The organism is Petropleomorpha daqingensis, assembly GCF_013408985.1.
Classification (GTDB): domain Bacteria; phylum Actinomycetota; class Actinomycetes; order Mycobacteriales; family Geodermatophilaceae; genus Petropleomorpha; species Petropleomorpha daqingensis.
Genome location: NZ_JACBZT010000001.1, coordinates 4,425,494 through 4,450,913, shown reverse-complemented (window position 1 = coordinate 4,450,913; position 25,420 = coordinate 4,425,494). Strand labels below are relative to the sequence as shown.

Here is a 25,420-nt window from a genome sequence, read left to right as displayed (position 1 = left end):
CGCGATGGACGTCCCGAGGTTGACCGAGCTCCTGCGCGAGGCCGAGGAGCACCACAGCCGGTACGAGCCGGCCGCTCCCCCGCACCACTGGTGGGACTTCTACGCCGCGTACGTCGTGGCTCGCGACCGGGGCCGGACGGCGGACCAGGCCGACGCCGACGCCGTCCGGCACGTCCAGGGCGCCGGCTCGCCGATCCCGCCTCCTCGCCCCGGGCAGCGTGACGGCGGACCGCCCGTGCTCCTCGCCGTCGTCGGCAGCCGCGCCGAGGCCGACCTGATGGTGGGGCTGCTGGTCAGCCAGGGGCTGAAGGCGGCCGCGGTCAGCGACGACGCCGGCGGCCAGGAGCCGCGGCTGCAGCTGCAGGGCGGCGCCCGCGTGCTGGTCGCCGCCGCCGACGAGGCCGCGGCCCGCCGCCTGCTCGCCGACACCGCGGTGCCCACCGACGGCTAGGGCCTGCGCAGGGGCCGGAACGCCGCGCGCAGCTCGGTCGCGAACAGCTCCGGCTCCTCCCAGGCGGCGAAGTGCCCGCCCCGGTCGACCGCGTTGTAGTAGGCCAGCGTCGGGTACGCGGCCGCGGCCCAGCTGCGCGGCGTCTTCCAGATCTCGCCGGGGAACGCGGTGAACGCGACCGGGATCGTCGGGTCCGGCAGCGGCGCGCTGCCGGCGGCCGGGGCGTCGGCCCCGTACGCCTCCCAGTAGGAGCGGGCGGCCGAGGCGCCGGTGCCGGTCAGCCAGTACGCGGTGACGTTGTCGAGCACGTGGTCGCGGGTGAGGTTGCCCGACGGCTGCCCGTCGACGAACGCCCGGGCGATCTTGTAGTAGGCGTCGGTGTCGTGGTCGATCATCCAGGCGGCCAGGGCCGCGGGTGAGTCGAGCAGGGCGTAGCCGATGGTCTGCGGCCGCGTGGACTGCTCCACGAAGTAGCCGTTCCCGGTGGTCGAGAAGATCCTGATGGCGGCGAGGGCGGCCTTCTCCTCGTCGGTGCCCGCGGGCAGCGCGGCGGGGTCGTTGAGCGCCGGCACCAGCAGGTTGGTGTGGATCCCGATCAGACCGTCCGGCCCCTGGCGCCCCATCGTGTCGGTGACGCCGGCGCCGACGTCCCCGCCCTGCGCGACGTAGCGGTCGTAGCCGAGGCGGCGCATGAGCTCCGCCCACGCCCGGGCGGTCCGGGCGAGGTCCCAGCCGAGGTCGGCCGGCTCGGCGGAGAAGCCGTAGCCGGGCAGCGACGGCAGCACCAGGTGGAAGGCGTCCTCGGCGCTGCCGCCGTGCGCGGTCGGGTCGGTGAGTGGGCCGACGGAGTCGATCATCTCCATGATCGAGCCGGGCCAGCCGTGCGTCATCACCAGCGGCAGCGCGTTCTCGTGGGGCGAGCGGACGTGCACGAAGTGGACGTCGACGCCGTCGATCCCGGTGACGTACTGCGGCAACGCGTTGAGCCGGGTCTCCACCCGGCGCAGGTCGTAGTCACCTCCCCAGTAGCGGAGGAGCTCGCCGAGCGCGGCCAGCTGCACGCCCTGCGACCGGTCGGCGACGAGTTCCCGGGTCGGCAGCCGGGTGGCGGCGATCCGGTGCCGCAGCTCGGTGTAGGCCTCGTCGGGGATGCGCACCTCGAACGGGCGGATCGCCGCCGGGTCGCCGTCCGTACCGGTGCGCGGGGTCGGGACGGCGGTGCCGGTCGCGGTGGGCTGGGTGGGGACGGACATGGACGTGCCTCCAGGGAAAGGTCAGCCGAACGTGAAGACGTGCGCCCGGGCGCCGGGCGCGGCGAAGGTGATCTGCACGGTGCGCTCGCCGGCCCCGTCTGCCTGGCGCACCAGCTGGTAGAGCCGGCCCTCCCGGAGGACGCCGTCCCCCTGCTCGTCGACGTCCTCACCGTGGGACGGGCCGGGAGCCGCACCGTCGAGGCGCACCTGGAACGGGATCGGGTCGGCGCCGGCCGAGGAGAGCACGAGGTGCGCGTCGCGCGCGGAGAACCGGAAGGCGACGCTGCCGCCGGGCTCGTCGAGCGCGGCGTCCTCCGCCTCGATCGTCCAGCGCCCGGACAGCGCCCAGTGGTTGAGCCCCAGGCGGCCGGGCAGCTCGTAGGCCTGCGACCGCCCCTCGGCGGGCCGACCGGGCGAGGCGAAGCGCTCCCCGCGCTGGTAGCCGAGGTAGGTCTCCGGGGTGCGCAGGCCGTCCCAGTCGGCCTCGGCCTCCACGCCCTCCCCCGTCACCGCCACCGGCTCGCGCTCGATGCCCAGCAGCCGCTGGAGCTCCCGCTCGGACTCGGCGTACCGGCCCTCGCCGAAGTGCTGGTCGCGGATGATCCCCTCCCGGTCGACGAAGTACTCCGCCGGCCAGTAGTGGTTGTCGAAGGCGCTCCAGACGCCGTAGTCGTTGTCGACGACGACCGGGTAGTCGATGTCCATCTGCTGCACGGCCAGCCGCACCAGGTCCAGGTCGTGCTCGAAGCCGAACTCGGGGGTGTGGACGCCGATCACCACGAGCCCGTCGTCGCGGTAGGCCCGCCACCACGCGCGGATGTAGGGCTCCGTGCGCAGCCAGTTGATGCAGGTCAGCGTCCAGAAGTCGACGAGGACGACGCGCCCGCGCAGCCCGGCGGGATCGAGCGGCTCGGAGTTCAGCCACGCGGTCCCCGCGCCGAACGAGGGCATGTGCACGCGTCCGAAGAGGGCGGTCATGGAGGGTCTCCTTCCGGGAGGGCACGAAGGTTCGTCCTGCCCCGCCGCGGGTCGCGCCCGTCGAAGTCCCTGGTCCGCTCACCCCGTGGGGACGGCGGCGCCCTCGGGGGGCAACCCCGGGGCTCGGGCGCCGCCGGGGGTCTCGCCGCGGGCGACCGCGGCCGGGGCGGTCTCGCGGGCGACGCCGGCGGCGGCGTAGGCCTCGTCCTCGTCGAGCGTCTCGCGCTCCAGGAGGGCGTGGGCCAGCCGGTCGAGCCGGTCGCGGTTGCTCTGCAGGGTCGCGACCGCCGTGCCGTAGCAGTCGTCGATCAGCCGCCGGACCTCCTCGTCGACCAGCTGCTTGGTGGCCGGTGCGACGCCGTCGCCGCCGAAGGGCTGTTCCTGCCCCGACGGGGGCAGCACGGAGACCGGGCCGATGGTCGCCGACATCCCCCAGCGCCCGACCATCTGGCGCGCGATCGCGGTGGCCTGCTCGAGGTCGCTCTCGGCGCCGGTGGTGACCTCGCCGTAGACGACCTCCTCGGCGGCCCGGCCGCCGAGGGCGCCGGTGATGCGGCCGCGCAGGTACGTCGTCGAGTAGCCGTAGCGGTCCATCTGGGGGGTCTGCACGGTGAGGCCCAGCGCCTGGCCGCGCGGGATGATCGTCACCCGGCGCACCGGGTCGGCGCCCGGGGTGAGCATGCCGAGCAGCGCGTGACCCGACTCGTGGTAGGCGGTGCTCAGCTTCTCCTCCGGCGAGAGCACGATGCCGCGCACGGTGCCCAGCACGACCTTCTCCAGCGCCAGGCCGAAGTCCTCGCCGGTGACCTGCTCGCGGTGGTGCGCCGCGGCCGACAGCGCCGCCTCGTTGACCAGGTTCGCGAGGTCGGCGCCCACCATGCCGGGCGTCGCGGCGGCCACCCCGGCCAGGTCCACGTCGGCGGCGAGCGGGACCGTGCGGGTGTGCACGCGCAGGATCTGCAGCCGGCCGGCCTGATCGGGCGGGCTGACGGCCACCCGGCGGTCGAAGCGGCCGGGTCGCAGCAGCGCGGGGTCGAGGATCTCCGGACGGTTGGTCGCGGCCAGGACGACGACCCCCTCGTTGCCCTGGAAGCCGTCCATCTCGGTGAGGATCTGGTTGAGCGTCTGCTCCCGCTCGTCCACTCCCCCGGCCGAGAACGCGCCGCCGCGGGCGCGGCCGATGGCGTCGAGCTCGTCGATGAAGATGATCGCCGGCGCGACCTTCTTGGCCTGGTCGAACAGATCGCGCACGCGGCTGGCGCCGACGCCGACGATCGCCTCGATGAACTCCGAGGCCGAGATCGAGAAGAACGGCACCCCGGCCTCCCCCGCCACGGCGCGGGCGAGCAGGGTCTTGCCCGTGCCGGGCGGCCCGGACAGCAGCACGCCGTGCGGGATCCGGGCGCCCAGCTTGCCGTAGCGCTGCGGGTCGCGGAGGAAGTCGACGATCTCGCGGACCTCGTGCTGGACCTCGTCGATGCCGGCGACGTCGGCGAACGTCGTCCGCGTCCCGGCGTCGGGCTGGTAGAGGGCCGCCTTGGACTTGCCGAACCCGCCGAGCCCGCCCAGGCCCGACGCGCTGCGCCGCAGGAAGAACACCAGCAGCCCGACCAGCAGCAGGGTCGGGCCGAAGCCGACGAGCAGCTGCTGCCACAGCGGCGGCGGGGCGTCGGGGTTGGTCGCGTTGACGGTGACGCCCTTGCTGTCCAGCGTGGCCAGCAGGTCGTCGCGGGCGAACGACGGGCGCTGGGTGGTGAACAGCTCGACGCCGGTCGTCGTCTGCCCGTTCGCCTTGTAGGTGACCGCCTTGTCGAACTCGCCCTGGATGGTGTCCGCCGTCGTGGTGACGGTCTGCACGTTGCCGGCGTCGAGCTGGTCGCTGAAGAACGTGTAGGAGACGGTGGTCCGGTCCGGCGGCCGGAAGAAGACCGACATCAGGACCCAGTTGAGGACGAGGAACCCGATCACGAAGGTCCAGAACATGCCCCGGCGCGGGCGCTGGGCGGGCGTACCCGACGAGGGCTCCGGCGGCATGCCCTCCACCCGCCACGGCGCGGGACGGCGGGGCTCGTCCCCGGTCCGCCCCCGCAGCCGGTCCCAGAGGCTGGGCGCGCGAGGGGGCGAGGGTTCGGGATCGGGTTGCACGCGGGCACCGCCTCTCTCCCGGCCGCACTCGCCGGTACCTCCAGCCTCCCGCCGCGGTCAAGCCTTCGACCCCGGGCAACCCCCTGGTTCCTCAGGCGGGGATGCGGCCGAGCAGCTCCTGCGACAGCCGCTCCCACGGCGTCCAGCCGAGCCGGCGGTGCAGGTCCCGCGCCGCCTGCGCCTCGGCGCGCGCAGCGGGGAGGTCCCCGGCGGCGAGTGCGAGCGTGGCGAGCGCGTGGTGCACCGAGCCGAGGAAACCGGCCGCCATGGCGCCGTCGGCGATCCGGTCGGCGAACGGCTCGAGCCGCCGCCGCAGCTCAGCCACCGCGTCGGCATCGGCCAGCTCCGCCCACAGCAGCGCGCGCACCGCGGCGCCGGTGACCCACAGGTAGTCCCAGGGCAGGTCGGGCTGCTCACGCCACGCGCCGAGCACCGCCCGGGCCTCGGCGGTCCGCCCGGCGCGCACCAGCAGCAGCGCGCGCAGGTCGGCGAAGGCCGGGTGCACCCGCTCGGCCGTCGACACCAGTTCCCCGTCCTCGGGCAGCCGGCCCTGGGCCAGCAGCGCGGTCGCCCGCACCGAGGCACCGATCCCGGCCCCTGCCATGAGCAGGGTCGACTGCACGAGCTCGGCCGCCTCCAGCGCCTCCTCCGAGGCGGCCCACTCCCCCCGCGCCTGGAACAGCACGGCCCGGCCCAGGTGGATGATCATCAGCGCCGGTGCGAGGCGGTGCCGTTCGGCCAGGACGAGGGCCCGCTGCAGGTCGGCCAGCGCGTCGTCGGGCCGGCCGAAGGCGCTGTGGTTGAGCGCCCGCTTGGCCAGTGCGACGGCCAGGGAGCGCTCGTCGCCGCGGCGCGCGCAGAGCTCGACCAGCTCGTCGCAGGCCGGCACCCGTCGCGGCATGAGGTCCGGCCGGCGCAGCGCGTTGACCAGCACGTGCAGGACGTCGATCCGGACGGCGACGTCGTCCTGCCGGCGGGCCAGCGCGAGCGCCTCGTCGGCCCAGGCCGCGCAGCGGCCGCCCGGCGGGTCGTGCAGCACCTCCACGGCGAGGGCGGCGAGGCAGCGGGCCCGCAGCCCGTCCTCTGCCGGCGGCAGCACGGCCAGCACCCGCTGCCACAGCGCGACGGCGTCCTCGTCGGCGGCGTGCTCGGTCCGCCAGCTCCACAGCACCTGCTCGGTGACGACCAGCAGCGCCCCGGCCGCGGCCCGGGCGTCGCCCCGGACGAGCGCGGACTCCGCGGCGTCGCGCAGCGGGGCCCAGGCCTCGGCGATCCGGCCGGAGCGGCGCAGCGCCGTCCCCCAGGCGACGAGCACCCGCTCCCGCTCGACGGGCTCGGCGAGCGGGTCGCCGGCCTGCAGGTCCGCGGCCGAGGCGAGCAGCCGGGCGGCGTCGCCGTGTGCGCCGGCCGCGGCCGCCGACCGGGCCGCGCGTTCGGCGTAGGTCCACGCGGCGCGGGTGTGGGCGGGCCCGGCCAGCCGGTAGTGCTCGGCGAGGGCGACGGCGTGCTCGTCGAGGTGTCCGACCCGCGCGCGCTCGATCGTCTCGGCGGCCCGTTCGTGCATGCGCCGCCGGGTCGTCGGCGAGAGGTCGCCGTGCACCGCGTCGCGGACCAGGGCGTGCGGGAAGCCGATCCGGCCGTTCCCGTCGGCGGTCAGCAGGCCCGCGGCCAGGGCCGCGTCGAGCGCCTCGTCGAGCAGCGCGACGTCGTCGGCCCAGTAGGCCTCCAGCACGTCGAGGTCGGCGGAGCGGCCGAGGACGGCGACCGCCGCCACCGCATCGCGCACCCCCGGGGGCAGCTCGGCGAGCCGGTGGCGCACCGTGTCGCGGACGCCGTGCGGGACCAGCCGCCAGGCGCCGGCGCCGGGATCGGCCAGGGCGCCCTCCTCGGCGAGCAGCCGGACCAGCTCGAGGACGTAGAAGGGGTTGCCGTCGGTCCGCTCGCGGATCCGCTCCCCCACGGCCGGGCCGATCTCCACCCCGGTCGTCTGCCGGACGACGGCCCGGGTCTCCGCGGCGTCCAGCCCGGAGAGCGCGATCCGCTCCGCGCCCAGCCGGGTCAGCGTGCCGAACAGCCCGACCAGACCCGGGGTGTCGGCGGCCGGCTCCCGGCAGAGGACGACGAGCAGCACCGGGGCGCCGGCGACCATCCCGGCGAGCCGGCCCAGCAGCCGGAGGCTGTCCGGGTCGGCCCACTGCACGTCGTCGAGCACGAGGCAGCTGCCGCCGTCGCGCGTCAGCCGGGTCAGCGCGGCGTCGGCCAGCCGGAACGTGGCGGTGGCGGTGTCCTCGCCGCCCTCGACCGGCGCTGCCAGATCGGCGCCGAGCGCCCGCGTCCAGCCCCACAGGGGCGGCGAGCCCTCGGCGTCCCAGGCGCCCTCGGCGCGGCGCATCCCGGCGGCTGCGGCCTGCTCGGCGACCGCACGCGCCAGCCGGGTCTTGCCGATGCCGGGCTCGCCGGTGACGAGCAGGACCCGACCGGAGCCTGCTGCCGCCTGCTCGACCAGGCGCTGCGTGCGCACGAGCAGGTCGGCCCGGACGACGGCGACGGGCTCGACGGCGGGCTCCGTGCGTCGTGCTGCCGGCGCCGGGGCGGCGAGCAGCGCGTCGTCCTGCCGGAGCACCTCCTCCTCCAGCCGGCGCAGCTCCGGCCCGGGGTCGATGCCCAGCTCGTCGGCCAGATGGGCGCGCACCCGGCGCAGGGCCTCCAGGGCATCGGTCTGCCGGCCCGACCGGTACAGCGCCACGACCAGCAGCGCCCACAGCCGCTCGCGGGTGGGGTGCGCCGCGACGAGGGAGGTCAGCTCGCCGACGGCGTCCTCGCCGCGGTCCAGTCGGGCGGCCCAGAGCTGCTCGACCGCGGCCAGGCGCACCTCCTCGAGCCGGCCGGCCTCGGCGGCGAGCGCGGGCGCCTCGGTGAGGCCGGCGTAGGCGGGCCCCCGCCACAGGCCGAGCGCCTCGTCGAGCGCGGCGCCCGCGACCAGCTGCTCGAACCGGTCGGCGTCCACCGCCCTCTCGGGCAGCACGAGCGCGTAGCCGGACGGGCGGGTGATGAGCACCTCGGGCCGCTCCCGGGGTCCGCGCCGCGGCTCGAGCTCGCGGCGCAGCTTGGCCACGTAGACGTGCAGCGCGGTGAGCACCTTCGGCGGCGGCTCGTCGCCCCAGAGCTGGTCGATCAGCCGCTCGGTGGCCACGGTCCGGCCGCGGGCGGCGACGAGGAGCGCGAGCAGCTGGCGCGGCTTGCGCCCGCCCAGCGGCACCGGGACGCCGTCCCGCTCGACCTCGAGATCGCCGAGCACGCCCACCCGCAGCACGCCGGGATCCTAGAGAGGACAAGTGCCGTGCAAGCGCTCTCTTATCCGCCGTCGGCAGCGTGGCGCTCACCCGATCCCACGAATCCGAGGAGCCCCCCATGAGCGCCGTCTCCGCCGAGCAGCCGCTGCTCGACACCCGCGAGATGCTCGTTGTCCACTCCCTCTTCCGGCGCGAGCTGCGCCTGGCCGGTGGCCTGGTGCGGCAGGTGCGGGCCGGCGACCCGGGCCGCGCCGCCGTCGTCGCCGCCCACCTGGAGCTGGTCGAGACCGTGCTGCACCACCACCACGGCTCGGAGGACGAGCTGCTGTGGCCCCTGCTGCTCGAGCGGGTGGCCGACGAGCTGGCGCCGGTCGTGCAGCTGATGGAGACCCAGCACGAGCGGGTCGACGCGCTGCTCGGCCGGATCGGCGAACTGCGACCGGAGTGGGCGCAGGACCCGACGGCGGCGCGCGGCGAGGAGCTCGCCGGGCTCTACGACGGGCTCTACGCCGGTCTGGCCGAGCACCTGGACGCCGAGGAGGCGCGGGTGCTGCCGCTGGTCGCCCGGAGCATCACCGCGCAGGAATGGCTCGCCCTGGGCGAGGCCGGCCGCAACGGCATCCCGCGCAGGCACATGGCGCTCGTCTTCGGGATGCTCATGCACGACGGCGACCCGGAGGTCGTCCGGCTGATGCTCGCCCCGGCACCGCTGCCGGTGCGGGTGCTCGTGCCGCGGCTGGGCCGGCGCGCCTACCGCAGGCACGCCCAGCGGGTGCACGGCACGCCCACGCCGTGACGGGCGGCTAGACCGAGCGCCCGGCGAAGGCCGCGATCCGGCCGTAGACGTCCGCACCCTCGGGCGCCGGCTGCTCCGGGCCGAACACCGGCCCTCGGTTGTCCGGGGTGAGGCTGGCCTGCATGAACGCCAGCCCGCGCTCGGCGACCTCCGGGTCGAGCGCGCTCGTGTCGGCGTGCACCGCGGTCGCGAGGTCCCAGGTGTGCACGGCCAGCTCGGCGCACTGCCAGTCCACCTGCGTGGTGTCGGTCTGCTCGCGCCAGGCGCCGAGCAGGTCGTCGGCGTGCGCCCGGAAGGTCCCGGCCGGGTCGTCGCCGGCGGGTGGGGTCGGCGCGGTCCAGTCGATCGGCTCGTCGCGGACCATGCGTGCGAAGCGGGCCGGCGTGGCGACCACGTGGTCGACCAGGTCCCGCACCGTCCAGTCGGTGCACGGCGTCGGGTCGCCCGCCGCCTCCGGGCGGACGTCGGCGACGAGGCGTTCCAGCTGGTCCAGGCCCCGGCGCAGCACCGCGAGCTCCTGGTCGTCGGTCATCGGCGGATTCTGCACCGGCGCGGGTCAGCGGGCCACCGCGAGGCGCTGCACGTGCGCCCGCTCCTCCGGCCCGAACCACGGCGGCTCCCCGGCCGCGGCGTTCTCCGCCAGCCGGTCGGGCCGCGCGGTGGCGACGAGGGAGACCTGCACCCGCGGGTCGGACAAGCCCCACTTGATCAGCGCCTGGGTCCAGGTGGTGACGCCGAACTCCCGCAGCGGGGCGAGCTCGCCCGCGCCCGGCGCGGAGCGGACCAGCCGGCCCTCGCCGAGCGGGCGCATGAGCAGCACGCCGATGCCGAGGTCGGCGGCCAGCGGGAGGATCCGCTCCTCGACCTCGCGCTGCCGCGGGTTGTAGGGCACCTGGACGGCGTCGATCCGGCCGGTCGCCATCAGCTCGGCCAGCTCGCCGAACGCCGACGGCGAGTAGTGGGTGGCGCCGATCAGGCGGATCCGTCCGTCGTCCCGGGCGGCCTCGAGCGCCGGCAGGTGCGCCCGCCAGGCGACGAGGTTGTGGATCTGCACGAGGTCGACCCGGCCGCCGTACCAGTCGACCATGCGCGCCAGCTGGGCCGAGCCCTCCTCCGGCGACGGCGTCCACACCTTGTCGGCGAGGAACACCTGCTCGCGCCGGCCGTCGAGGGCCTCGGCGAGCAGCGGCTCGGCGTCGCCGTACATCGGTGAGGTGTCGACCAGCCGGACGCCGGAGGCGAGGGCGGCGTCGAGCAGCTCCCGGTGCCGGCCGGCCGCGGCCGCCGCCTCCAGCCGCCGCCACGTGCCCAGCCCGACCACCGGCGCGGGGACGCCGCTGCGTCCCAGGGTGCGTTCCTCCACGCCGTCCAGTCTGCGCGGAGGAGCCGCCGCGCGCGGTCGGTGCGGTATACCTGGCGGATGCCTCCCGTTCAGCGGGGATCCGCGAAGAAGTACGCGGTCGACGACGAGTTCGAGCTGCCCTCTCTGACGACGCTGGCGGTCGGCGCCGACGTCCCGCTCTCCGACGGGATCACCGCCGAGCAACGGCTGGACGCCGTCTACTTCGACACCCCCGACCTGCGCCTGGCCGCGGCCGGGCTGACCCTGCGCCGGAGCACCGGCGGCGACGACCCCGGCTGGCAGCTGCGCCTCCCGTCGGGCAAGGGCGCCGGCGAGGAGGTCCGGCTGCCGCCCGGCCGGGTGCCGCCGGGCCGGACACCGCGCACCGTCCCCGACCGCCTGCAGTCGATGGTGTGGGCGCAGACGCACGGCCGGCCCCTGCAGCCGGTCGCCCGCATCACCACCGAGCGGACCCTGCGGCGGCTGAGCGATCCGACCGGGCAGGCGCTGCTCGAAGTGGCCGACGACCGGGTCACCGGTCACCGGCTGTCGACCCTCGACGGCTCGGGCGTGGCGGCGAGCGCGCCGGTGCGCTGGCGCGAGCTCGACGTCACCGTCGGGACCGCCGACCTGGCCGAGGCGCTGGACACCACCCTGCGGGCGCGCGGCCTGCGCGCGACGGCCGCCTCGACGCTCTCCCACGTCCTGGACGGCGCCCGGCCCCGGCTGCGGTCCCCCAAGAAGGCGGCCACCGCTCCGAAGCCGAAGCGGACGTCCGCGGCCGGCGACGTCCTGCTCGCCCACCTCCGCGAGCAGGTCGACCAGGTGCACGCCCAGGACCTGCCCGTGCGGCTGGACGCGCCGGACGCGGTGCACAAGATGCGCGTGGCCACGCGGCGGCTGCGCAGCGCCCTGCGCACGTACGGCGCCCTGGTCGATCCCGCGGTCGCCCGCCCGCTGCGCGACGAGCTCAAGTGGCTGGCCGCCGAGCTCGGTGCCGCCCGCGACGCCGAGGTCATGCGCGACCGGGTCCGGGCCGCCGTCGCCGACGGGCACCCCGACCTGCCCGTCCGCGCCGGCGCCGAGGCGGCGCTGGCCGAGCTGGACCAGGTCTACCGCAGCGCGCACGACCGGGTGCTCGCCGAGCTGGACAGCGACCGCTACCACCGGATCCTGCTGACCCTCTGCCGGCTCGTCGAGCAGCCGCCGCTGCGGAAGAAGGCCGGAAAGCCCGCCGGCGCGGTGCTCCCCCGCCTGGTCGCCCGCAGCTTCGGCCGGGTGCGGACGCTGGTCGAGCGCGCCGAGGCGCTGCCCGACGGCGCCGAGCGCGACGAGGTGCTGCACGACGCGCGCAAGGCGGCCAAGGAGGCCCGCTACGCCGGCGAGTCGGTCGCCGCCGTCTTCGCCGGCGACGCCACCGCCTTCGCCGGCGCGATGGAGGACGTGCAGGAGGCCCTCGGCGAGCACCAGGACTCGGTGCTCACCCGCGAACGGCTGCACGAGCTCGCGCTGCGCGCCACCTCCCCCGAGGTCGCCTTCCTCTACGGCCGGCTCTACGCCCGGGAGGAGCAGCACGCCGGGCAGATGCAGCAGCGCTTCGACGCGGCGTGGCGGGCGGCCTCGCGCAAGCGGGTCCACCGCTGGCTGCGGTAGCACCCGGTGCCCGCGAGGGAACTCGCGCCGGACGTGGCGGCGCACCACCGGGCGATGCCGTTCACCCGGCTCGTCGACTGCGGCATGGACGCCGCTGACGCCTGCGCGCTGCTCGCGCGCAGCGCCGACGGACAGCCGTGGGAGGAGGTGGCGGAGGAGCTCGGCGAGGCGCAGCACGAGCGCTCGGTGGCCGCCGAGCGCGCCGGCCACCCGGTCACCGCGCTGGAGGCGGCCCGGTTCGCCACCGCGGCGTTCGTGTTCGGGCAGATGGCCCGCAACCTCGACGACGACGTCAAGCGCACCCGGTACCGCCGGTACGTCGCGGAGCTCACCCGCGTCGCCGCGCTGTCCACGCCGGCGATCGAGCGGATCGAGATCCCGCACGGCGCCGGCCGCCTGGTCGGCTGGCTGTGCCTGCCGGACAGCGGTCGCGCCGCGGCGACCGTCGTCGTCTGGGGCGGGCTGTCCGGCTGGGGCGCGTCGTACCTGCCGATGGCCGATTCCCTCACCCGCCGCGGCCTGGCCTGCCTGCTGGCCGAGGGGCCGGGGCAGGGCGAGTCCCGGCTTGAGCACGGTCTCCACGTCGAGCGGGACGTGGCCGTGGGCTTCGGCCGCTTCGTCGACGCGGTCCTCGACGACCCCCGGCTGGGCGGCGCGGTGGGGATCCAGGGCAACAGCTTCGGCGGGCTGTTCGCCGCACTGGTCGCCGCCGCCGATCCGCGCGTCGGCGCCGTCGTCGTCAACGGGGCGCCGTCGGCGCCGACCGTGCCCGAGTTCCGCGGCGCGCGCGAGCAGATCCTCGCCGCCCTCGGCACCGACGACCTCGACGTCGCCCGCGAGGCGGCCGCCGCGCTGGCCTTCGACGGCCGGCGCACCCCCATCAGCGCGCCGCTGCTGATCCTGCACGGCGGTGCCGATCCGCTCGTCGGCGAGGAGGAGCAGCGCCGCTTCCTCGAGGGCGCCGACCCGGCCACTGGCCGCATGCAGCTGTGGCCCGACGGCCTGCACACGATCTACAACCACGCCGCCGAGCGCAACGCGCTCACCGCCGACTGGTTCGCCGACCACCTGCTGGGCGGCTGATCGACCACCCGTTCAGGACGGATGCATGAGGCTGCAATCAGTGGGCATACTGCCTGCCGGTTGATCATGTGCTGCCTTTCTCAGCCGTCGAGGAGGGGGTATGGCGAGCCCCGGGAGCGGGGACGAGGGTGGCCTGGACGTCGTCCGGATGCTGGACGAGTTCGAGGGTGTGTCGCGGTTCCTCGGCGCCGTCGTGCGCTGGGCGGTGGCGAAGACGCCGGGCGCGCAGGCCTGCGGCCTGACCGTCGAGCAGGCGGGCCACGGGGTGACCGTCGAGTACAGCGGCGAGATGGCCGCCCGTGCCGACGAGCGCCAGTACGAGCTGGACGACGGTCCCTGCCTGCAGGCGATGCGGACCGGGAAACCGGTCCTCGCCACGGACCTGACCACCGAGGACCGGTGGGGCGCCTACCCGGCGCGCGCCCTCGCGGTCGGGGTGGGCTCCTCGCTGTCGCTGCCGCTGCGGATCGGCGTCAAGGGGCGCGGCGCGCTGAACCTGTACTCCAACCGGGCGCACGCCTTCACCGACGACGACCGGCAGGCGGCCGAGGTCTGGGCGGCCCAGGCCGGCGGTGCCCTGGCGGTGGCGCTGCGGATGGCCGAGCGGGAGGAGGCGGTCGACAACCTGCACCAGGGCATGGCCAGCCGGCAGCTGATCGGCCAGGCCGTCGGGCTGCTGATGGCGCAGCGACGGTGCACCGCCGACCAGGCCTTCGACCTGCTGAAGGCCGCGAGCCAGCGGAACAACGAGAAGCTGCGCGATCTCGCGCAGCGGCTGGTCGACGCGCACGACGCCGCGATGCGGGAGACGCCCTGACCGTCAGCTCCACCGCAGCCGCGCGTCGAGCAGCTCGGCGAGGGGCACCGACTCCCCGTCGCGGGCGCCCTTGCCCACCTGCAGCGGCGGCGGGGTGGGCTTCAGCGCGACGGTCCGCCAGCGGCCGAAGCGGGACTGCGGGACGACGAGCTGGTAGTAGCTGCCGTCCCGGCCGACCCCGACCGAGAGGTCGCGGCGCAGGTACCAGCCGACCACGCCGGTGCGGTAGCGCCCGCGCCCCGACCAGGGCCGTGCGGTCAGCTCCTCGGTCGCCAGCCCCCGCTCCGTGGCCTGGGCGACGAACCGGTCGACCAGCACCTGGGCCTTGGCCGACTCCTGCTCCTCGCGCCGCCGCTGCGCCGCGACGTGGAACTCGGCGAGCTCCCCAGGGTCGGTCCGGCGGCGCGGGTCGACGTCAGCCATCGACGGCGGCCGCCCGCTCCTCGGTCGCGGCCCAGCTGGCGAGCAGCGCGAACTTCTCCTCGGCCGCCGTGCCGGGATCGGCGGTGTACGCGGTCAGGGTCAGCCCCGGCTCGGCGGGCAGCTCCATGGCGTCGAAGGCGACGTCCAGGTCGCCGACCACCGGGTGGTGGAAGTGCTTGACGCCGGTGCGGTGCAACCGGACGTCGTGGGCCGCCCAGCGGGTGCGGAACGCCTCGCTGCGGGTGGCCAGCTCCCCCACCAGCTCGGTGAGCGCGCGGTCGTAGGGATCGCGACCGGCCTCGGTGCGCAGGATGGAGACCGTCGTGTTCGCCGAGCCCTCCCAGTCCGGGTAGAAGTCGCGCGAGCGCGGGTCGAGGAAGTTGAAGCGGGCGAGGTTCGGGGCGCGGCTCGGGTCGTCGAAGACCGGCGCGTAGAGCGCTCGGCACAGCGCGTTGGAGGCCAGGACGTCGAGCCGGCCGTTGCGCACGAACGCCGCCGTCGTCGTCATCGAGTCGAGGATGCGCTGGATGCTGGGCCGCACCGACGGCTGCGGACGACGCCGCGGCTCGCGACCGCCCGCCCGCGCGGCCCTGGCCAGGTCGAACAGGTGCGCCCGCTCGGCCTCGTCGAGGCGAAGGGCTTCGGCGATCCCGTGCAGCACGCTGTCGGAGGCGCCGGACAGGTTCCCCTTCTCCAGGCGGGTGTAGTAGTCGGTGCTCACCCCCGCGAGCCGGGCGACCTCCTCGCGGCGCAGGCCCGGGACCCGGCGGCGGCCGTAGAGCGGCACGCCGGCCTGCTCCGGGCTGATCTTGGCGCGCCTCGTCGAGAGGAACTCGCGCACCTCGGTGCGGTTGTCCATGTCCTCCACGCTACGGCCGCCCGGACGACGGAGAGGGGTTCTGCCAGAACCCGGATGGCCCCGCCCTGGTTGGGCCGCGCTGCGGGGCGTTCGCTCGGAGCCGTGACCGATGACGACCAGGAACCCTCCGGCGCTCAACGCATGTTCGGCGACTTCGCCCCCGGGCTCGTGCACTTCACCGACGGCGCGCTCTTCGGCGATGCGTGGCAGCGGCCGGGGCTCTCCCCGCGCGACCGCAGCCTGGTCACCGTCGCCGCCCTGACCGCCGGCGGCAACGCCGAGCAGTTGACCTTCCACCTGCAGTACGCCAAGGACAACGGCGTTCCCGAGGACGAGCTGATCGAGGCGATCACCCACCTGGCGTTCTACGCCGGCTGGCCGAAGGCCTTCTCCGCGATGGCCGTCGCCCGGCAGGTCTTCCGCGGCAACTGATCCACCGATCGAGAGGAACACCCACCATGCGAGGAGCAGTGCTCCACGCCCCCGGCGATCTGCGCGTCGAGGACCGTCCCGACCCGACCATCGAGCAGCCCACCGACGCGGTCATCCGGCTCGCCGCGACCTGCGTCTGCGGGTCGGACCTGTGGCCCTACCGCGGCATCGAGCAGATCGACGGCCCGCGGCCGATGGGCCACGAGTACGTCGGCGTCGTCGAAGAGGTCGGCAGCGACGTCCGGCACGTCCGGCCGGGCCAGTTCGTCGTCGGCTCCTTCTTCGCCAGCGACAACACCTGCGAGATCTGCCGCGCCGGCTACCAGACCCACTGCGTCCACCGGCAGCCCGGCGCGCCGACCGGCGCGCAGGCCCAGTTCGCGCGCATCCCGCTGGCCGACGGCACGCTGGTCGCCACTCCGGGGATGCCGGACGACGACCTGGTCCCCAGCCTGCTCGCCGCCTCCGACGTGCTCGGCACCGGCTGGTTCGCTGCCGTCGCCGCCGAGGTGGGTCCCGGCACGACCGTGGCCGTCGTGGGGGACGGCGCGGTCGGGCTGCTCGGCGTGCTGGCCGCCCGGCAGCTCGGTGCCGAGCGGATCATCGCGATGAGCCGGCACGAGCCGCGCCAGCAGCTGGCGAAGGAGTTCGGCGCCACCGACGTCGTCGTCGAGCGCGGCGACGAGGGCGTCGCACGGATCAAGGACCTGACCGACGGCCTGGGGGCTCACTCGGTGATCGAGGCGGTCGGCACCCAGGAGTCGATGCTGCAGGCCATCCGCGCCACCCGGGCCGGCGGGCACGTCGGGTACGTCGGCGTCGCCCATGGCGTCTCGCTGCCCGGCGAGGAGCTGTTCTTCTCCGGCGTCCACCTGCACGGCGGACCGGCCCCGGTACGCCGCTTCCTCCCCGAGCTGATCCAGCTGATCGGCGACCGCGCCATCGACCCCGGCAAGGTCTTCGACCTCACCCTGCCGCTCGACCGGGCGGCCGAGGGCTACCGGGCCATGGACGAGCGCCGCGCCGTCAAGACCCTGCTGACCGTCTGACCGGAGGAGATCCCGTGGAACTCAGGACCGTCAACCCCACCGCCCAGGGCCCGTCGTCGAACTTCACCGGGACCGTCTACGTCACGCCCATCCACAGCGGCACCGAACCGTCGCGGCTGACCGTCGCGCTGGTCCGGTTCCCCCCCGGGGCCCACACCAACTGGCACCGGCACGCCGTCGGCCAGACCCTGCACGTCACCGAGGGCGTCGGCCTGGTCGGCACCCGGGACGGCTCGGTCGTGCGGGTGCGCGCCGGCGACACGGTCGTCTGCCCGCCCGACGAGGAGCACTGGCACGGCGCCGCCGCCGACACCTTCATGAGCCACCTGGCCCTGCTCGAGGGAAAGCCCGACGGTGGCGACCCGACCACCTGGCTCGAGCCGCTGCCGGACGACGACTACCGGCAGGCGAACGGCTGAGACGGCGCCGCCCCCGGTGCTCCAGTCGCGTGGTCCGAGGAGGATGCGGCGATGGAGGTGCTGAGCAGCCGCATCCTGCTGCGGCCGTCGGATCCCGCCCGGTCGCGCGCGTTCTACGGCGACGCCCTCGGGCTGGCCGTGTACCGGGAGTTCGGCCCACCGGAGCATCGAGGCGTCGTCTACTTCCTCGGCAACGGTCTGCTCGAGGTCTCGGGGCGGGCCGAGCGACCACCGGTGGGGCTGGCCCTGTGGCTGCAGGTCCGCGACATCGCCGCGGAGCACGACCGGCTCGTCGCCGCCGGCGTGCCGGTCGTCCGCCCTCCCGCGCGAGAGCCGTGGGGGCTGGTCGAGATGTGGATCGAGGACCCCGACGGCGTCCGGATCGCCGTGGTGGAGGTGCCGGAGGACCATCCGCTGCGGCGCGACCAGCGCTGAACCGGTTCCGGCCAGGGTTCCGCGCGTCGTCCCGACGACCCGCGAGCGAGGGCCGGCCGACGTGCCGCAGGATGCTGCCGTGCTCTCGATCGTGCTCGCACGCGCCCTGCACGACGCCGGACTGCAGTGGACACCGGCCCGCGGCGACAGCTTCGTGCTGCCCGACCGGGAGATGGACTCCGACGTCTTCGTGCTCTCGGACATGACGATCGAGGTGCACGAGTTCCCCGCCGGGCCGGTGATCGGCTTCAACGGCACCACCGAGTGGGCGCTGGACTCCGTCGAGCAGTCCGAGGCGCTGTGGGTGCCGGCCGAGCACCAGCTCCGCGAGCTGCTCGGTGAGGCGTTCGCCGGCCTCGCTCCCACCGGGGACGGTTACCGGGTCACGCTGCGGGTCGACGGCGCGACAAGCGGCTACGAGGGTGCGAGCCCCAGCGAGGCCTACGCCCGGGCGCTGCTCCACCTGCTGCGGTCCTAGCCGGCGGGCGGTTCCGGCGGTCTGCGGAAGACGTCGGTCAGCCGGGTCAGCTCGAGGAAGCGGTCCAGCCGGGGCGAGGAGCGCCGCAGCACCGGGCCGCCGGGCGGACCCGCCTCGACCCACCGCAGCAGGAGCGCGACGCCGACCGACGCGATGAACGTGACCTCGCCGGCGTCGATGGCGTCCACCGGCACCGGGTCGGAGCCCTGCTCCTCGTCGAACGCGGTGACCACGGCGGCGTCGATCTCCCCCGCCAGGACCAGCACCGTCTCACCGGCCTCGCGACGCACGCTGATCGAGCCGTACCGGCCCCCCACGCCCGCGTCCACCCCCCGGAGTTGATCACCGTCCCGGTCGGGCGGCAAGAGCCCGCTCCCCGCGTCGCCACCGGCACGGCGTGTCGGGGCTCAGGCCGAGGGTTCGGCCCGCACGGCGAGCAGGGCGATGTCGTCGCCCGGGGGGTCGGTGGCGAAGTCCTGCGCGGCCTCGCGGACGGCCGCCACGAGTCGCGCGGCGCTCCTCCCGGACGCGGCGGCGGCCGCCCCGAGCAGCCGGTTCTCGTCGAACTGCTCGGGCCCGCGACGGCACTCGGTGACGCCGTCGGTGTAGAGCAGCAACGTCTCCCCCGCGGCCAGCTGGTGCCGGGTGCAGTGCAGGTCGACGGTCTCGAGCAGGCCCAGCGCGGTGCCGAACCGGCCGATCAGCTCGGCGGTGCCGTCGGCGCGGACGACGACCGGTTTGGCGTGCCCGGCCAGCACCAGGTCCATCGCGACCCCGGGGCGCCCGTCGCTCTCGTCCCGGCTCAGCATCACCGCCGCGAGCGTGCAGAACTGCTGCGGATCGGCCGCCTCCAGCATGACGTCGTTGAGCATCTCGATCGCCTGCACGAGCGGGCGCCCCTCGCGCACCAGCGCCCGGAGCACGTCGCGGACCACACCGGTGCGGGCCGCGGCCCTGGCACCCTTGCCGCACACGTCACCGATGGTGACCAGCCACCGCTCGGGGGCGACCGCGACGACGTCGTAGAAGTCGCCGCCCACGTCCGCGCCGGTGCTCGCGGGAAGGTACTCCGCGGCGAAGTCGAACTGCGGCACCTGCGGCAGGGCGCGGGGCAGCAGGGCGGCCTGCAAGGTCTGCGACACGCGCACGTGCTCGCCGACGGTCCGGGCGTTGTGGATCGCCAGGGCGGCGCGACGGGCGATGTCGTCGACCAGCATCAGGTCCTCGGGGGTGTGCGGGCGGCCTGCGGGGCGCCCCACCAGCAGCACGCCGATCGACACCCCGGAGGCCCGCAGCCCGACCGCGACGCCGTCCACCGGGTCGGCGAACCAGGAGGGCGCGGCACCGCCCTGGGCCGCCGCGAGGCGGGCACGCAGCTGCGGTGGGGGTCCCGGCACGGCGCCCGGGTCGAGCACCGGGCGCAGCTCGGGCAGCCGGTCCTCGTCGGCGTGCGCGATCGCGGCCAGGCGCAGCTGGCGCGACGGCTCCGGCAGCAGCACCGCGCACCACGTGCCCAGCCGCGGCACCACGAGCTGCGGCACGAGCGCGACCGTCAGGTCGAGGTCGAGCGACTGGCCGAGCAGCTCGCTGGCCTCGACCAGGTACGACGTCCACGCCTGGCGGCGCTGGTCCACCTCGCGGAGCCACTGCGCCTCGGCGGTGATGGCGATCCGCCCGGCGACCAGCTCGGTCAGCTCGCGGGCGCGGGCGACGTCGGCGCCCTCGCGCAGGACCAGCCGGATCGCACCCTGCAGGCCGGTCGTGCTCGGCAGGGGCACCTCGAGGGACGTCCCGGGGTCGGCCGGGAGGACGCCGGCGCGCGCCAGCTCGCGCGCCCCGGAACCGTCGCCGCGGTCCACCTCGACCACGACGGCCACCGCGTCGACCGTGTCCTGGAGCCGGGCCACGAGCTCCCGGACCAGGTCGACCGGATCCAGGCGGCGAGCCAGCGACGCCGGCACGTGCAGCAGCCAGCGGGCCTCCTCGGCCGCCGACCAGGTGCGCTCGTGCTCCGGCGCCGGGTCCGCGGGCTCGGCGGCCGGCCCCGGTCGGCGGGCGACGGTGAACCACACGGTGTGCCGGCCGTCGGTGTCGTGCCGCGTGCCCCAGGTCGTGGCCAGCCGCGAGATCAGGGACAGGCCGCGGCCGTGGGTGGCCGCCCGGCCGTAGCGCTGGCGCGGCTCGGCCAGGTGCAGCTCCAACGCGCCCGCGCCGCGGTCGGTGACGGCCACGGTGACCTCGTCGTCGTCGGCCACCACCGCGAGGTCGAACGCGGTGCCCGCGTGCAGCACGGCGTTCTCGCACAGCTCGCTGGCCAGCAGGACGACGTCGTCGACGAACCCCTGCACGTCCCCGTCGGAGCCGGCCTCCGCCCGTTCGGCCAGCAGGTCGTGGATCATCTGCCGGACGCGTCTGACCGACCGGATGTCCGGCGGAAATCGCATCCGCCTCTCGAGTCGAGCGGGCACTGGTGCAGTCTGCTGCAGTCGGTCGGGAAGGGCCCGAGCAGGGCGGCCCTCTCGGTCGTCGACGGTGGGTAGGCGGGTGGAGGCGGTCATGACGGCGACACGGCAGGCAGAACCGGCGGTCTCCGCCGACTCCCAGTCCCCCGCGGAACCGCCCGATGACCAGGCCTTCCTGGTCGAGCTCGCCCAGGGACTGGCGCAGGTGCGCCGCGGCCGCTTCGACGTCCGCCTGGCCCGCCGGGAGGGCCCGGCGAGCGAGGTGGTGGAGCAGTTCAACGAGCTGGTGGCGCTGCAGGAGCGGCACAGCCGCGACCTGCTGCGGATCAGCCGGGTCGTCGGCCGCGAGGGACGGATGTCCGAGCGGCTCGACGAGGAGTTCTACGACGGCGCGTGGGCGGGCGGCGTGCAGGCCGTGAACGCCCTGATCGACGACCTGGCCGCCCCCACCGCCGAGATCGCCCGGGTGCTCGACGCGGTCGCGGAGGGCGACCTGTCGCAGCACATGGCCCTGGAGATCGAGGGCCGCAGGCTGCGCGGTGAGTTCCGGCGCATCGGCCGCACGGTGAACCGGATGGTCGACCAGCTGTCCTCCTTCGCCGACGAGGTCACCCGCGTGGCCCGCGAGGTCGGCACGGAGGGGCGGCTGGGCGGCCAGGCCGACGTGCGCGGCGTCGCCGGCACCTGGCGGGCGCTCACCGACTCGGTCAACACGATGGCGAGCAACCTCACCAACCAGGTGCGCTCGATCTCCTCGGCGGCCACCGCCATCGCCGAGGGCGACCTGTCCCGCAAGATCACCGTCTCCGCGCGGGGCGAGGTCGCCGAGCTGGCCGAGACGATCAACTCGCTGACCGACACGCTGCGGCTGTTCGCCGACGAGGTCACCCGCGTGGCCCGCGAGGTCGGCACCGACGGCAAGCTCGGCGGCCAGGCCGTGGTGCCCGACGTGGCCGGCACCTGGAAGAACCTCACCGACGCGGTGAACCTGATGGCGGCCAACCTGACCGGGCAGGTGCGCGGCATCGCCCAGGTGGCCACCGCGGTGGCCCGCGGTGACCTGAGCCAGAAGATCACCGTCGACGCCCGCGGCGAGATCCTCGAGCTGAAGTCGACGGTCAACACGATGGTCGACCAGCTGTCCTCCTTCGCCGACGAGGTCACCCGCGTGGCCCGCGAGGTCGGCATCGAGGGGCAGCTGGGCGGGCAGGCGCAGGTGCCCAACGTCTCGGGCACCTGGCGGGACCTGACGGAGAACGTCAACCAGCTCGCGTCCAACCTGACCGGGCAGGTCCGCAACATCGCCCAGGTGACGACGGCGGTCGCCCGCGGCGACCTGAGCCAGAAGATCACCGTCGACGCCCGCGGCGAGATCCTGGAACTCAAGTCGACCGTGAACACGATGGTCGACCAGCTCTCGTCCTTCGCCGACGAGGTCACCCGCGTCGCCCGCGAGGTCGGCACCGAGGGCAAGCTCGGCGGCCAGGCGCAGGTGCCCAACGTCTCGGGCACCTGGCGCAATCTCACCGACAACGTCAACTACATGGCGTCGAACCTGACCGGGCAGGTCCGCAACATCGCCCAGGTCACCACCGCGGTCGCCCGCGGCGACCTGAGCCAGAAGATCACCGTCGATGCTCGCGGGGAGATCCTGGAACTGAAGTCGACGGTCAACACGATGGTCGACCAGCTGTCCTCCTTCGCCGACGAGGTCACCCGCGTCGCGCGCGAGGTCGGCACCGACGGCAAGCTCGGCGGCCAGGCCCAGGTCCGCGGGGTGTCGGGCACCTGGCGGGACCTGACGGAGAACGTCAACCAGCTCGCGTCCAACCTGACCGGCCAGGTCCGCAACATCGCCCAGGTCACCACCGCCGTCGCCCGCGGCGACCTGAGCCAGAAGATCACCGTCGATGCTCGCGGCGAGATCCTGGAACTGAAGTCGACCGTGAACACGATGGTCGACCAGCTGTCCTCCTTCGCCGACGAGGTCACCCGCGTCGCCCGCGAGGTCGGTACCGACGGCAAGCTCGGCGGCCAGGCCCAGGTCAAGGGCGTCGCCGGGACGTGGCGGGACCTGACCGAGAGCGTCAACCAGCTCGCGTCCAACCTGACCGGGCAGGTCCGCAACATCGCCCAGGTCACCACCGCGGTCGCCCGCGGCGACCTGAGCCAGAAGATCACCGTGGATGCGCGCGGGGAGATCCTGGAACTGAAGTCGACGGTCAACACGATGGTCGACCAGCTGTCCTCCTTCGCCGACGAGGTCACCCGCGTGGCCCGCGAGGTCGGCACCGAGGGCAAGCTCGGCGGCCAGGCCCAGGTCCGCGGGGTGTCGGGCACCTGGCGGGACCTGACCGAGAACGTCAACCAGCTGGCCGGCACGCTCACCACTCAGCTGCGGGCGATCTCGGCGGTCTCGACCGCGGTGGCGCGCGGCGACCTCACCCAGCAGATCCAGGTCGCGGCGTTCGGCGAGGTCGCCGAGCTCAAGGACAACATCAACCAGATGATCGTGGCGCTGCGCGAGACCACCGCCGAGAACGCCGAGCAGGGCTGGCTGGACTCCAACCTCGCGCGGATCGGCGGGCTGCTCCAGGGCCAGCGCGACCTCCGCGACGTCGGTCAGATGATCATGGAGGAGGTCGCGCCGCTGGTCGGCGCCCAGATCGGCACGTTCTTCCTGGCCGCCGATCCCGACGACCTGGCCGAGGCGAGCGCGCCCGCCCGCTGGGTGATGTGCGCCGGGTACGCGCTCCCGGTCGGGGACCAGCCGCAGGAGTACCGCTTCGGCGAGGGCCTGGTCGGCCAGGCCGCGATGAGCAAGCAGAGCATCGTCGTCACCGATCTGCCTCCCGGCTACCTGCACGTGCACTCCGGGACGGGCGCGGTCGCACCGGGTGCGATCGTCGTGCTCCCCGTCCTGTTCGAGGGCGAACCGCTGGGGGTGATCGAGCTCGGCACGACGACGCCGTTCTCCGCCCTTCACCTGACCTTCCTGGAACGGCTGGTCACCACGATCGGCGTGGCGCTCGCGACGATCCAGGCCGGACGACGCACCGAGCAGCTGCTCACCCAGTCCCAGCGGCTGACCACGGAGCTGCAGGACCAGTCCGCCGAGCTGCAGCGCACCAACGCGGAGCTGGAGGAGAAGGCGCTGCAGCTGTCCGAGCAGAACCGCAACGTCGAGCTCAAGAACATGGAGATCGACGCGGCACGGCGCGGCGTCGAGGAGAAGGCCCAGCAGCTCGCGCTGGCCAACCAGTACAAGTCGGAGTTCCTGGCCAACATGAGCCACGAGCTGCGCACCCCGCTGAACTCGCTGCTGCTGCTCTCGCGGCTGCTCGCCGACAACCAGGACTCGAACCTGACCCCGAAGCAGATCGAGTTCGCCAGCACCATCCACGCCTCCGCGCTGGACCTGCTGCACCTGATCGAGGACATCCTCGACCTGTCCAAGATCGAGGCCGGCCGCGTGGACATCGAGCCCGCCCCGGTGCTCCTCGCCGACGTGTGCGCCGACGTCGAGCAGGCGTTCGGCGTCCAGGCCGAGGACAAGGGGCTGGAGCTGCACGTCGGGGCAGCGGCGGAGCTGCCCGAGTCGATCACGACCGACGCCCAGCGGCTGCAGCAGATCCTGCGCAACCTCCTGGCCAACGCCATCAAGTTCACCGCCGCCGGCAGCGTCACGCTGGAGGTCGGCCTGGCGCCGTCCGGCCTGCTGCACGGGGTGCCGTCGCTGGACGCCGCCGGCTCGGTCGTCACGTTCGCGGTGCGCGACACCGGGATCGGGATCCCCGGCGACAAGCTGGCGATGATCTTCGAGGCCTTCCAGCAGGCCGACGGCACCACGAGCCGCAAGTACGGCGGCACCGGGCTGGGCCTGTCGATCTCCAAGGAGCTGGCCAGGCTGCTCGGCGGCAAGATCGAGGTGTCCTCCGAGCCGGGCGTCGGGTCGGTGTTCACCCTGCTGCTGCCCGACGAGTCCCCGGCGGTCACCACGACGGCGTCCGGGATCCCGGCCCGGCGGACCGCCGAGCTGCCACCGGCCGTCGCGGACCGTGGCGAGCCGATCCTGCGCGCCGCGCCGCCGTCGACGGTGCACCCGGTACCGGACCTGTCGGGCACCACGGTGCTGATCGTCGACGACGACGTGCGCAACGTCTTCGCCCTGACCAGCGCCCTGGAGCTGCACGGGCTCGAGGTCCTCTACGCCGACAACGGCCTGGACGGCATCGCCCTGCTCACCGAGCATCCGGAGATCTCGATCGTGCTGATGGACGCGATGATGCCCGACCTCGACGGCAACGCGACCACCCGCCGCATCCGGGCGCTCCCCCAGTGGCAGGAGCTGCCGATCGTCTTCCTGACGGCGAAGGCGATGCCCGGGGACCGGGAATCGAGCCTGGCCGCCGGGGCGACCGACTACGTCACCAAACCCGTCGACCTCGACGAGCTGCTCACGATCATGGCGTCCTGGGTGACCGGCAACGGGGCCGCGACGGCCCGGGAAGTCGGCGCATGAGCGCCCCCGTCCGGGTCCTCGCGGTCGACGACCGGCGCGAGAACCTGCTCGCGCTGCAGGCGATCCTGGAGGGCCTCCCCGTCGAGGTCGTCGCCGTCTCCAACGGGGAGGACGCGCTCAAGCAACTGCTCGTCAAGGACTTCGCGCTCATCCTGCTCGATGCGCGCATGCCCGGGATGGACGGCTTCGAGACCGCCAAGCACGTCAAGCAGCGGGAGCGGACCCGGCACATCCCGATCCTGTTCCTGACCGCAGCCGACTACGACCCGCACATGGCCTTCCGCGGCTACCAGGCGGGCGCGGTCGACTACATCACCAAGCCCTTCGACCCGTGGGTGCTGCGGTCGAAGGTGTCGGTGTTCGTCGACCTGTACGTGCTGCACACCGAGGCCGCCCAACGGGCCGCCGAGCGGGACGCGTTGCGCAAGAAGGTGGACGAGGCCCTGAGGCTGCTCGACGCCACCGAGCCCGCCGACGCCGCCACGTCGACGCTCGTCGAGCGCCTCCGGGCGACGCTCGGCGGGCTCTGA

The 25,420-nt window shown here is 74.7% G+C and carries 22 protein-coding genes; 12 read left to right on the top strand and 10 right to left on the bottom strand.

Translation table 11 applies throughout. From position 1 onward, the window contains the following. Positions 1-4 precede the first annotated feature (4 nt). Positions 5-451 (top strand): hypothetical protein, encoded by a 447-nt coding sequence (locus tag GGQ55_RS21980; RefSeq protein WP_179720418.1) that lies wholly within the window; start codon positions 5-7, stop codon positions 449-451. On the opposite strand, the gene GGQ55_RS21975 is transcribed toward GGQ55_RS21980, so the two are convergent. The 4 genes from GGQ55_RS21975 to GGQ55_RS21960 all read right to left on the bottom strand — a co-directional run bounded on the left by GGQ55_RS21975 (position 448) and on the right by GGQ55_RS21960 (position 8,140). Further along, positions 448-1,704 (bottom strand): epoxide hydrolase family protein, encoded by a 1,257-nt coding sequence (locus GGQ55_RS21975; protein WP_179720416.1) that lies wholly within the window; start codon positions 1,702-1,704, stop codon positions 448-450. The genes GGQ55_RS21980 and GGQ55_RS21975 overlap by 4 nt on opposite strands. A 21-nt stretch (positions 1,705-1,725) precedes the next feature. Continuing rightward, the gene (locus GGQ55_RS21970; protein ID WP_218859383.1) at positions 1,726-2,682 is read right to left on the bottom strand and encodes a thioredoxin family protein; all 957 of its coding nucleotides are present in this window, start codon (positions 2,680-2,682) and stop codon (positions 1,726-1,728) included. 78 nt (positions 2,683-2,760) lie between these two features. After that, positions 2,761-4,827, bottom strand: a complete 2,067-nt coding sequence (ftsH, locus tag GGQ55_RS21965; RefSeq protein ID WP_218859382.1) for an ATP-dependent zinc metalloprotease FtsH — start codon at positions 4,825-4,827, stop codon at positions 2,761-2,763. A gap of 91 nt (positions 4,828-4,918) precedes the next feature. Then, the gene (locus GGQ55_RS21960; RefSeq protein ID WP_179720414.1) at positions 4,919-8,140 is read right to left on the bottom strand and encodes an ATP-binding protein; all 3,222 of its coding nucleotides are present in this window, start codon (positions 8,138-8,140) and stop codon (positions 4,919-4,921) included. A gap of 98 nt (positions 8,141-8,238) precedes the next feature. On the opposite strand from GGQ55_RS21960, the gene GGQ55_RS21955 reads away from it, so the two are divergent. Beyond that, positions 8,239-8,916: a hemerythrin domain-containing protein gene (locus GGQ55_RS21955; protein ID WP_179720412.1), complete on the top strand. Its 678-nt coding sequence runs from the start codon at positions 8,239-8,241 to the stop codon at positions 8,914-8,916. A 7-nt stretch (positions 8,917-8,923) separates the two neighbouring features. Here GGQ55_RS21955 and GGQ55_RS21950 read toward each other — a convergent pair whose 3' ends face one another. Further along, positions 8,924-9,448, bottom strand: coding sequence for a TIGR03086 family metal-binding protein (locus GGQ55_RS21950; protein ID WP_179720410.1), 525 nt, complete (start codon positions 9,446-9,448; stop codon positions 8,924-8,926). A gap of 24 nt (positions 9,449-9,472) precedes the next feature. After that, positions 9,473-10,279: an aldo/keto reductase gene (locus GGQ55_RS21945; protein ID WP_179720408.1), complete on the bottom strand. Its 807-nt coding sequence runs from the start codon at positions 10,277-10,279 to the stop codon at positions 9,473-9,475. A 57-nt stretch (positions 10,280-10,336) separates the two neighbouring features. Here GGQ55_RS21945 and GGQ55_RS21940 point away from each other — a divergent pair, with 57 nt between their 5' ends. From GGQ55_RS21940 to GGQ55_RS21930, 3 genes are all read left to right on the top strand, one after another. Continuing rightward, positions 10,337-11,911: a CYTH and CHAD domain-containing protein gene (locus tag GGQ55_RS21940; protein WP_179720406.1), complete on the top strand. Its 1,575-nt coding sequence runs from the start codon at positions 10,337-10,339 to the stop codon at positions 11,909-11,911. A gap of 6 nt (positions 11,912-11,917) precedes the next feature. After that, positions 11,918-12,994 (top strand): alpha/beta hydrolase family protein, encoded by a 1,077-nt coding sequence (locus tag GGQ55_RS21935; RefSeq protein ID WP_218859381.1) that lies wholly within the window; start codon positions 11,918-11,920, stop codon positions 12,992-12,994. Positions 12,995-13,094: 100 nt separating this feature from the next. Then, positions 13,095-13,811, top strand: coding sequence for a GAF and ANTAR domain-containing protein (locus GGQ55_RS21930; protein WP_179720404.1), 717 nt, complete (start codon positions 13,095-13,097; stop codon positions 13,809-13,811). A gap of 3 nt (positions 13,812-13,814) precedes the next feature. Here the strand turns inward: GGQ55_RS21930 and GGQ55_RS21925 are convergent, their stop codons facing one another. Beyond that, a complete protein-coding gene (locus GGQ55_RS21925) occupies positions 13,815-14,234 on the bottom strand; it encodes a hypothetical protein (RefSeq protein ID WP_179720402.1) in 420 nt (139 codons plus the stop codon). Beyond that, complete coding sequence (locus GGQ55_RS21920; RefSeq protein ID WP_179720400.1) at positions 14,227-15,093, bottom strand: helix-turn-helix transcriptional regulator; 867 nt, start codon at positions 15,091-15,093, stop codon at positions 14,227-14,229. The genes GGQ55_RS21925 and GGQ55_RS21920 overlap by 8 nt, the downstream gene beginning before the upstream one ends. A gap of 102 nt (positions 15,094-15,195) precedes the next feature. On the opposite strand from GGQ55_RS21920, the gene GGQ55_RS21915 reads away from it, so the two are divergent. The 5 genes from GGQ55_RS21915 to GGQ55_RS21895 all read left to right on the top strand — a co-directional run bounded on the left by GGQ55_RS21915 (position 15,196) and on the right by GGQ55_RS21895 (position 17,906). Beyond that, positions 15,196-15,525 (top strand): carboxymuconolactone decarboxylase family protein, encoded by a 330-nt coding sequence (locus GGQ55_RS21915; protein WP_218859380.1) that lies wholly within the window; start codon positions 15,196-15,198, stop codon positions 15,523-15,525. A 38-nt stretch (positions 15,526-15,563) separates the two neighbouring features. After that, positions 15,564-16,574, top strand: a complete 1,011-nt coding sequence (locus tag GGQ55_RS21910) for a zinc-dependent alcohol dehydrogenase family protein (protein ID WP_366489971.1) — start codon at positions 15,564-15,566, stop codon at positions 16,572-16,574. Between the two features lie 14 nt (positions 16,575-16,588). Then, a complete protein-coding gene (locus GGQ55_RS27335; RefSeq protein WP_179720395.1) occupies positions 16,589-16,993 on the top strand; it encodes a (R)-mandelonitrile lyase in 405 nt (134 codons plus the stop codon). A 51-nt stretch (positions 16,994-17,044) separates the two neighbouring features. Then, positions 17,045-17,428, top strand: coding sequence for a VOC family protein (locus GGQ55_RS21900; protein WP_179720393.1), 384 nt, complete (start codon positions 17,045-17,047; stop codon positions 17,426-17,428). Positions 17,429-17,507: 79 nt separating this feature from the next. Then, the gene (locus tag GGQ55_RS21895; protein WP_179720391.1) at positions 17,508-17,906 is read left to right on the top strand and encodes a pilus assembly protein CpaE; all 399 of its coding nucleotides are present in this window, start codon (positions 17,508-17,510) and stop codon (positions 17,904-17,906) included. On the opposite strand, the gene GGQ55_RS21890 is transcribed toward GGQ55_RS21895, so the two are convergent. Both GGQ55_RS21890 and GGQ55_RS21885 read right to left on the bottom strand, forming a co-directional pair. Then, positions 17,903-18,235 (bottom strand): STAS domain-containing protein, encoded by a 333-nt coding sequence (locus tag GGQ55_RS21890; RefSeq protein ID WP_179720389.1) that lies wholly within the window; start codon positions 18,233-18,235, stop codon positions 17,903-17,905. The genes GGQ55_RS21895 and GGQ55_RS21890 overlap by 4 nt on opposite strands. 78 nt (positions 18,236-18,313) lie before the next feature. Beyond that, positions 18,314-20,350, bottom strand: coding sequence for a SpoIIE family protein phosphatase (locus GGQ55_RS21885; RefSeq protein ID WP_281371744.1), 2,037 nt, complete (start codon positions 20,348-20,350; stop codon positions 18,314-18,316). A 112-nt stretch (positions 20,351-20,462) separates the two neighbouring features. Here GGQ55_RS21885 and GGQ55_RS21880 point away from each other — a divergent pair, with 112 nt between their 5' ends. Beyond that, entirely contained in the window at positions 20,463-24,890 is a 4,428-nt protein-coding gene (locus tag GGQ55_RS21880; protein WP_179720385.1) for a HAMP domain-containing protein, read from the top strand. Further along, on the top strand, positions 24,887-25,420 hold the full coding sequence (locus GGQ55_RS21875) for a response regulator (protein WP_179720383.1): 534 nt from the start codon (positions 24,887-24,889) through the stop codon (positions 25,418-25,420). Before GGQ55_RS21880 ends, GGQ55_RS21875 begins: the two co-directional genes overlap by 4 nt.

Excerpts from the sequence above, each read along its gene's own strand:
- GGQ55_RS21980 (WP_179720418.1), top strand. The coding sequence starts at position 5 with ATGGACGTCCCGAGGTTGACCGAGCTCCTGCGCGAGGCCGAGGAGCAC.
- GGQ55_RS21975 (WP_179720416.1), bottom strand. The coding sequence starts at position 1,704 with ATGTCCGTCCCCACCCAGCCCACCGCGACCGGCACCGCCGTCCCGACC.
- GGQ55_RS21970 (WP_218859383.1), bottom strand. The coding sequence starts at position 2,682 with ATGACCGCCCTCTTCGGACGCGTGCACATGCCCTCGTTCGGCGCGGGG.
- GGQ55_RS21955 (WP_179720412.1), top strand. The coding sequence starts at position 8,239 with ATGAGCGCCGTCTCCGCCGAGCAGCCGCTGCTCGACACCCGCGAGATG.
- GGQ55_RS21950 (WP_179720410.1), bottom strand. The coding sequence starts at position 9,448 with ATGACCGACGACCAGGAGCTCGCGGTGCTGCGCCGGGGCCTGGACCAG.
- GGQ55_RS21940 (WP_179720406.1), top strand. The coding sequence starts at position 10,337 with ATGCCTCCCGTTCAGCGGGGATCCGCGAAGAAGTACGCGGTCGACGAC.
- GGQ55_RS21930 (WP_179720404.1), top strand. The coding sequence starts at position 13,095 with ATGGCGAGCCCCGGGAGCGGGGACGAGGGTGGCCTGGACGTCGTCCGG.
- GGQ55_RS21925 (WP_179720402.1), bottom strand. The coding sequence starts at position 14,234 with ATGGCTGACGTCGACCCGCGCCGCCGGACCGACCCTGGGGAGCTCGCC.
- GGQ55_RS21920 (WP_179720400.1), bottom strand. The coding sequence starts at position 15,093 with ATGGACAACCGCACCGAGGTGCGCGAGTTCCTCTCGACGAGGCGCGCC.
- GGQ55_RS21900 (WP_179720393.1), top strand. The coding sequence starts at position 17,045 with ATGGAGGTGCTGAGCAGCCGCATCCTGCTGCGGCCGTCGGATCCCGCC.
- GGQ55_RS21885 (WP_281371744.1), bottom strand. The coding sequence starts at position 20,350 with ATGCGATTTCCGCCGGACATCCGGTCGGTCAGACGCGTCCGGCAGATG.
- GGQ55_RS21880 (WP_179720385.1), top strand. The coding sequence starts at position 20,463 with ATGACGGCGACACGGCAGGCAGAACCGGCGGTCTCCGCCGACTCCCAG.
- GGQ55_RS21875 (WP_179720383.1), top strand. The coding sequence starts at position 24,887 with ATGAGCGCCCCCGTCCGGGTCCTCGCGGTCGACGACCGGCGCGAGAAC.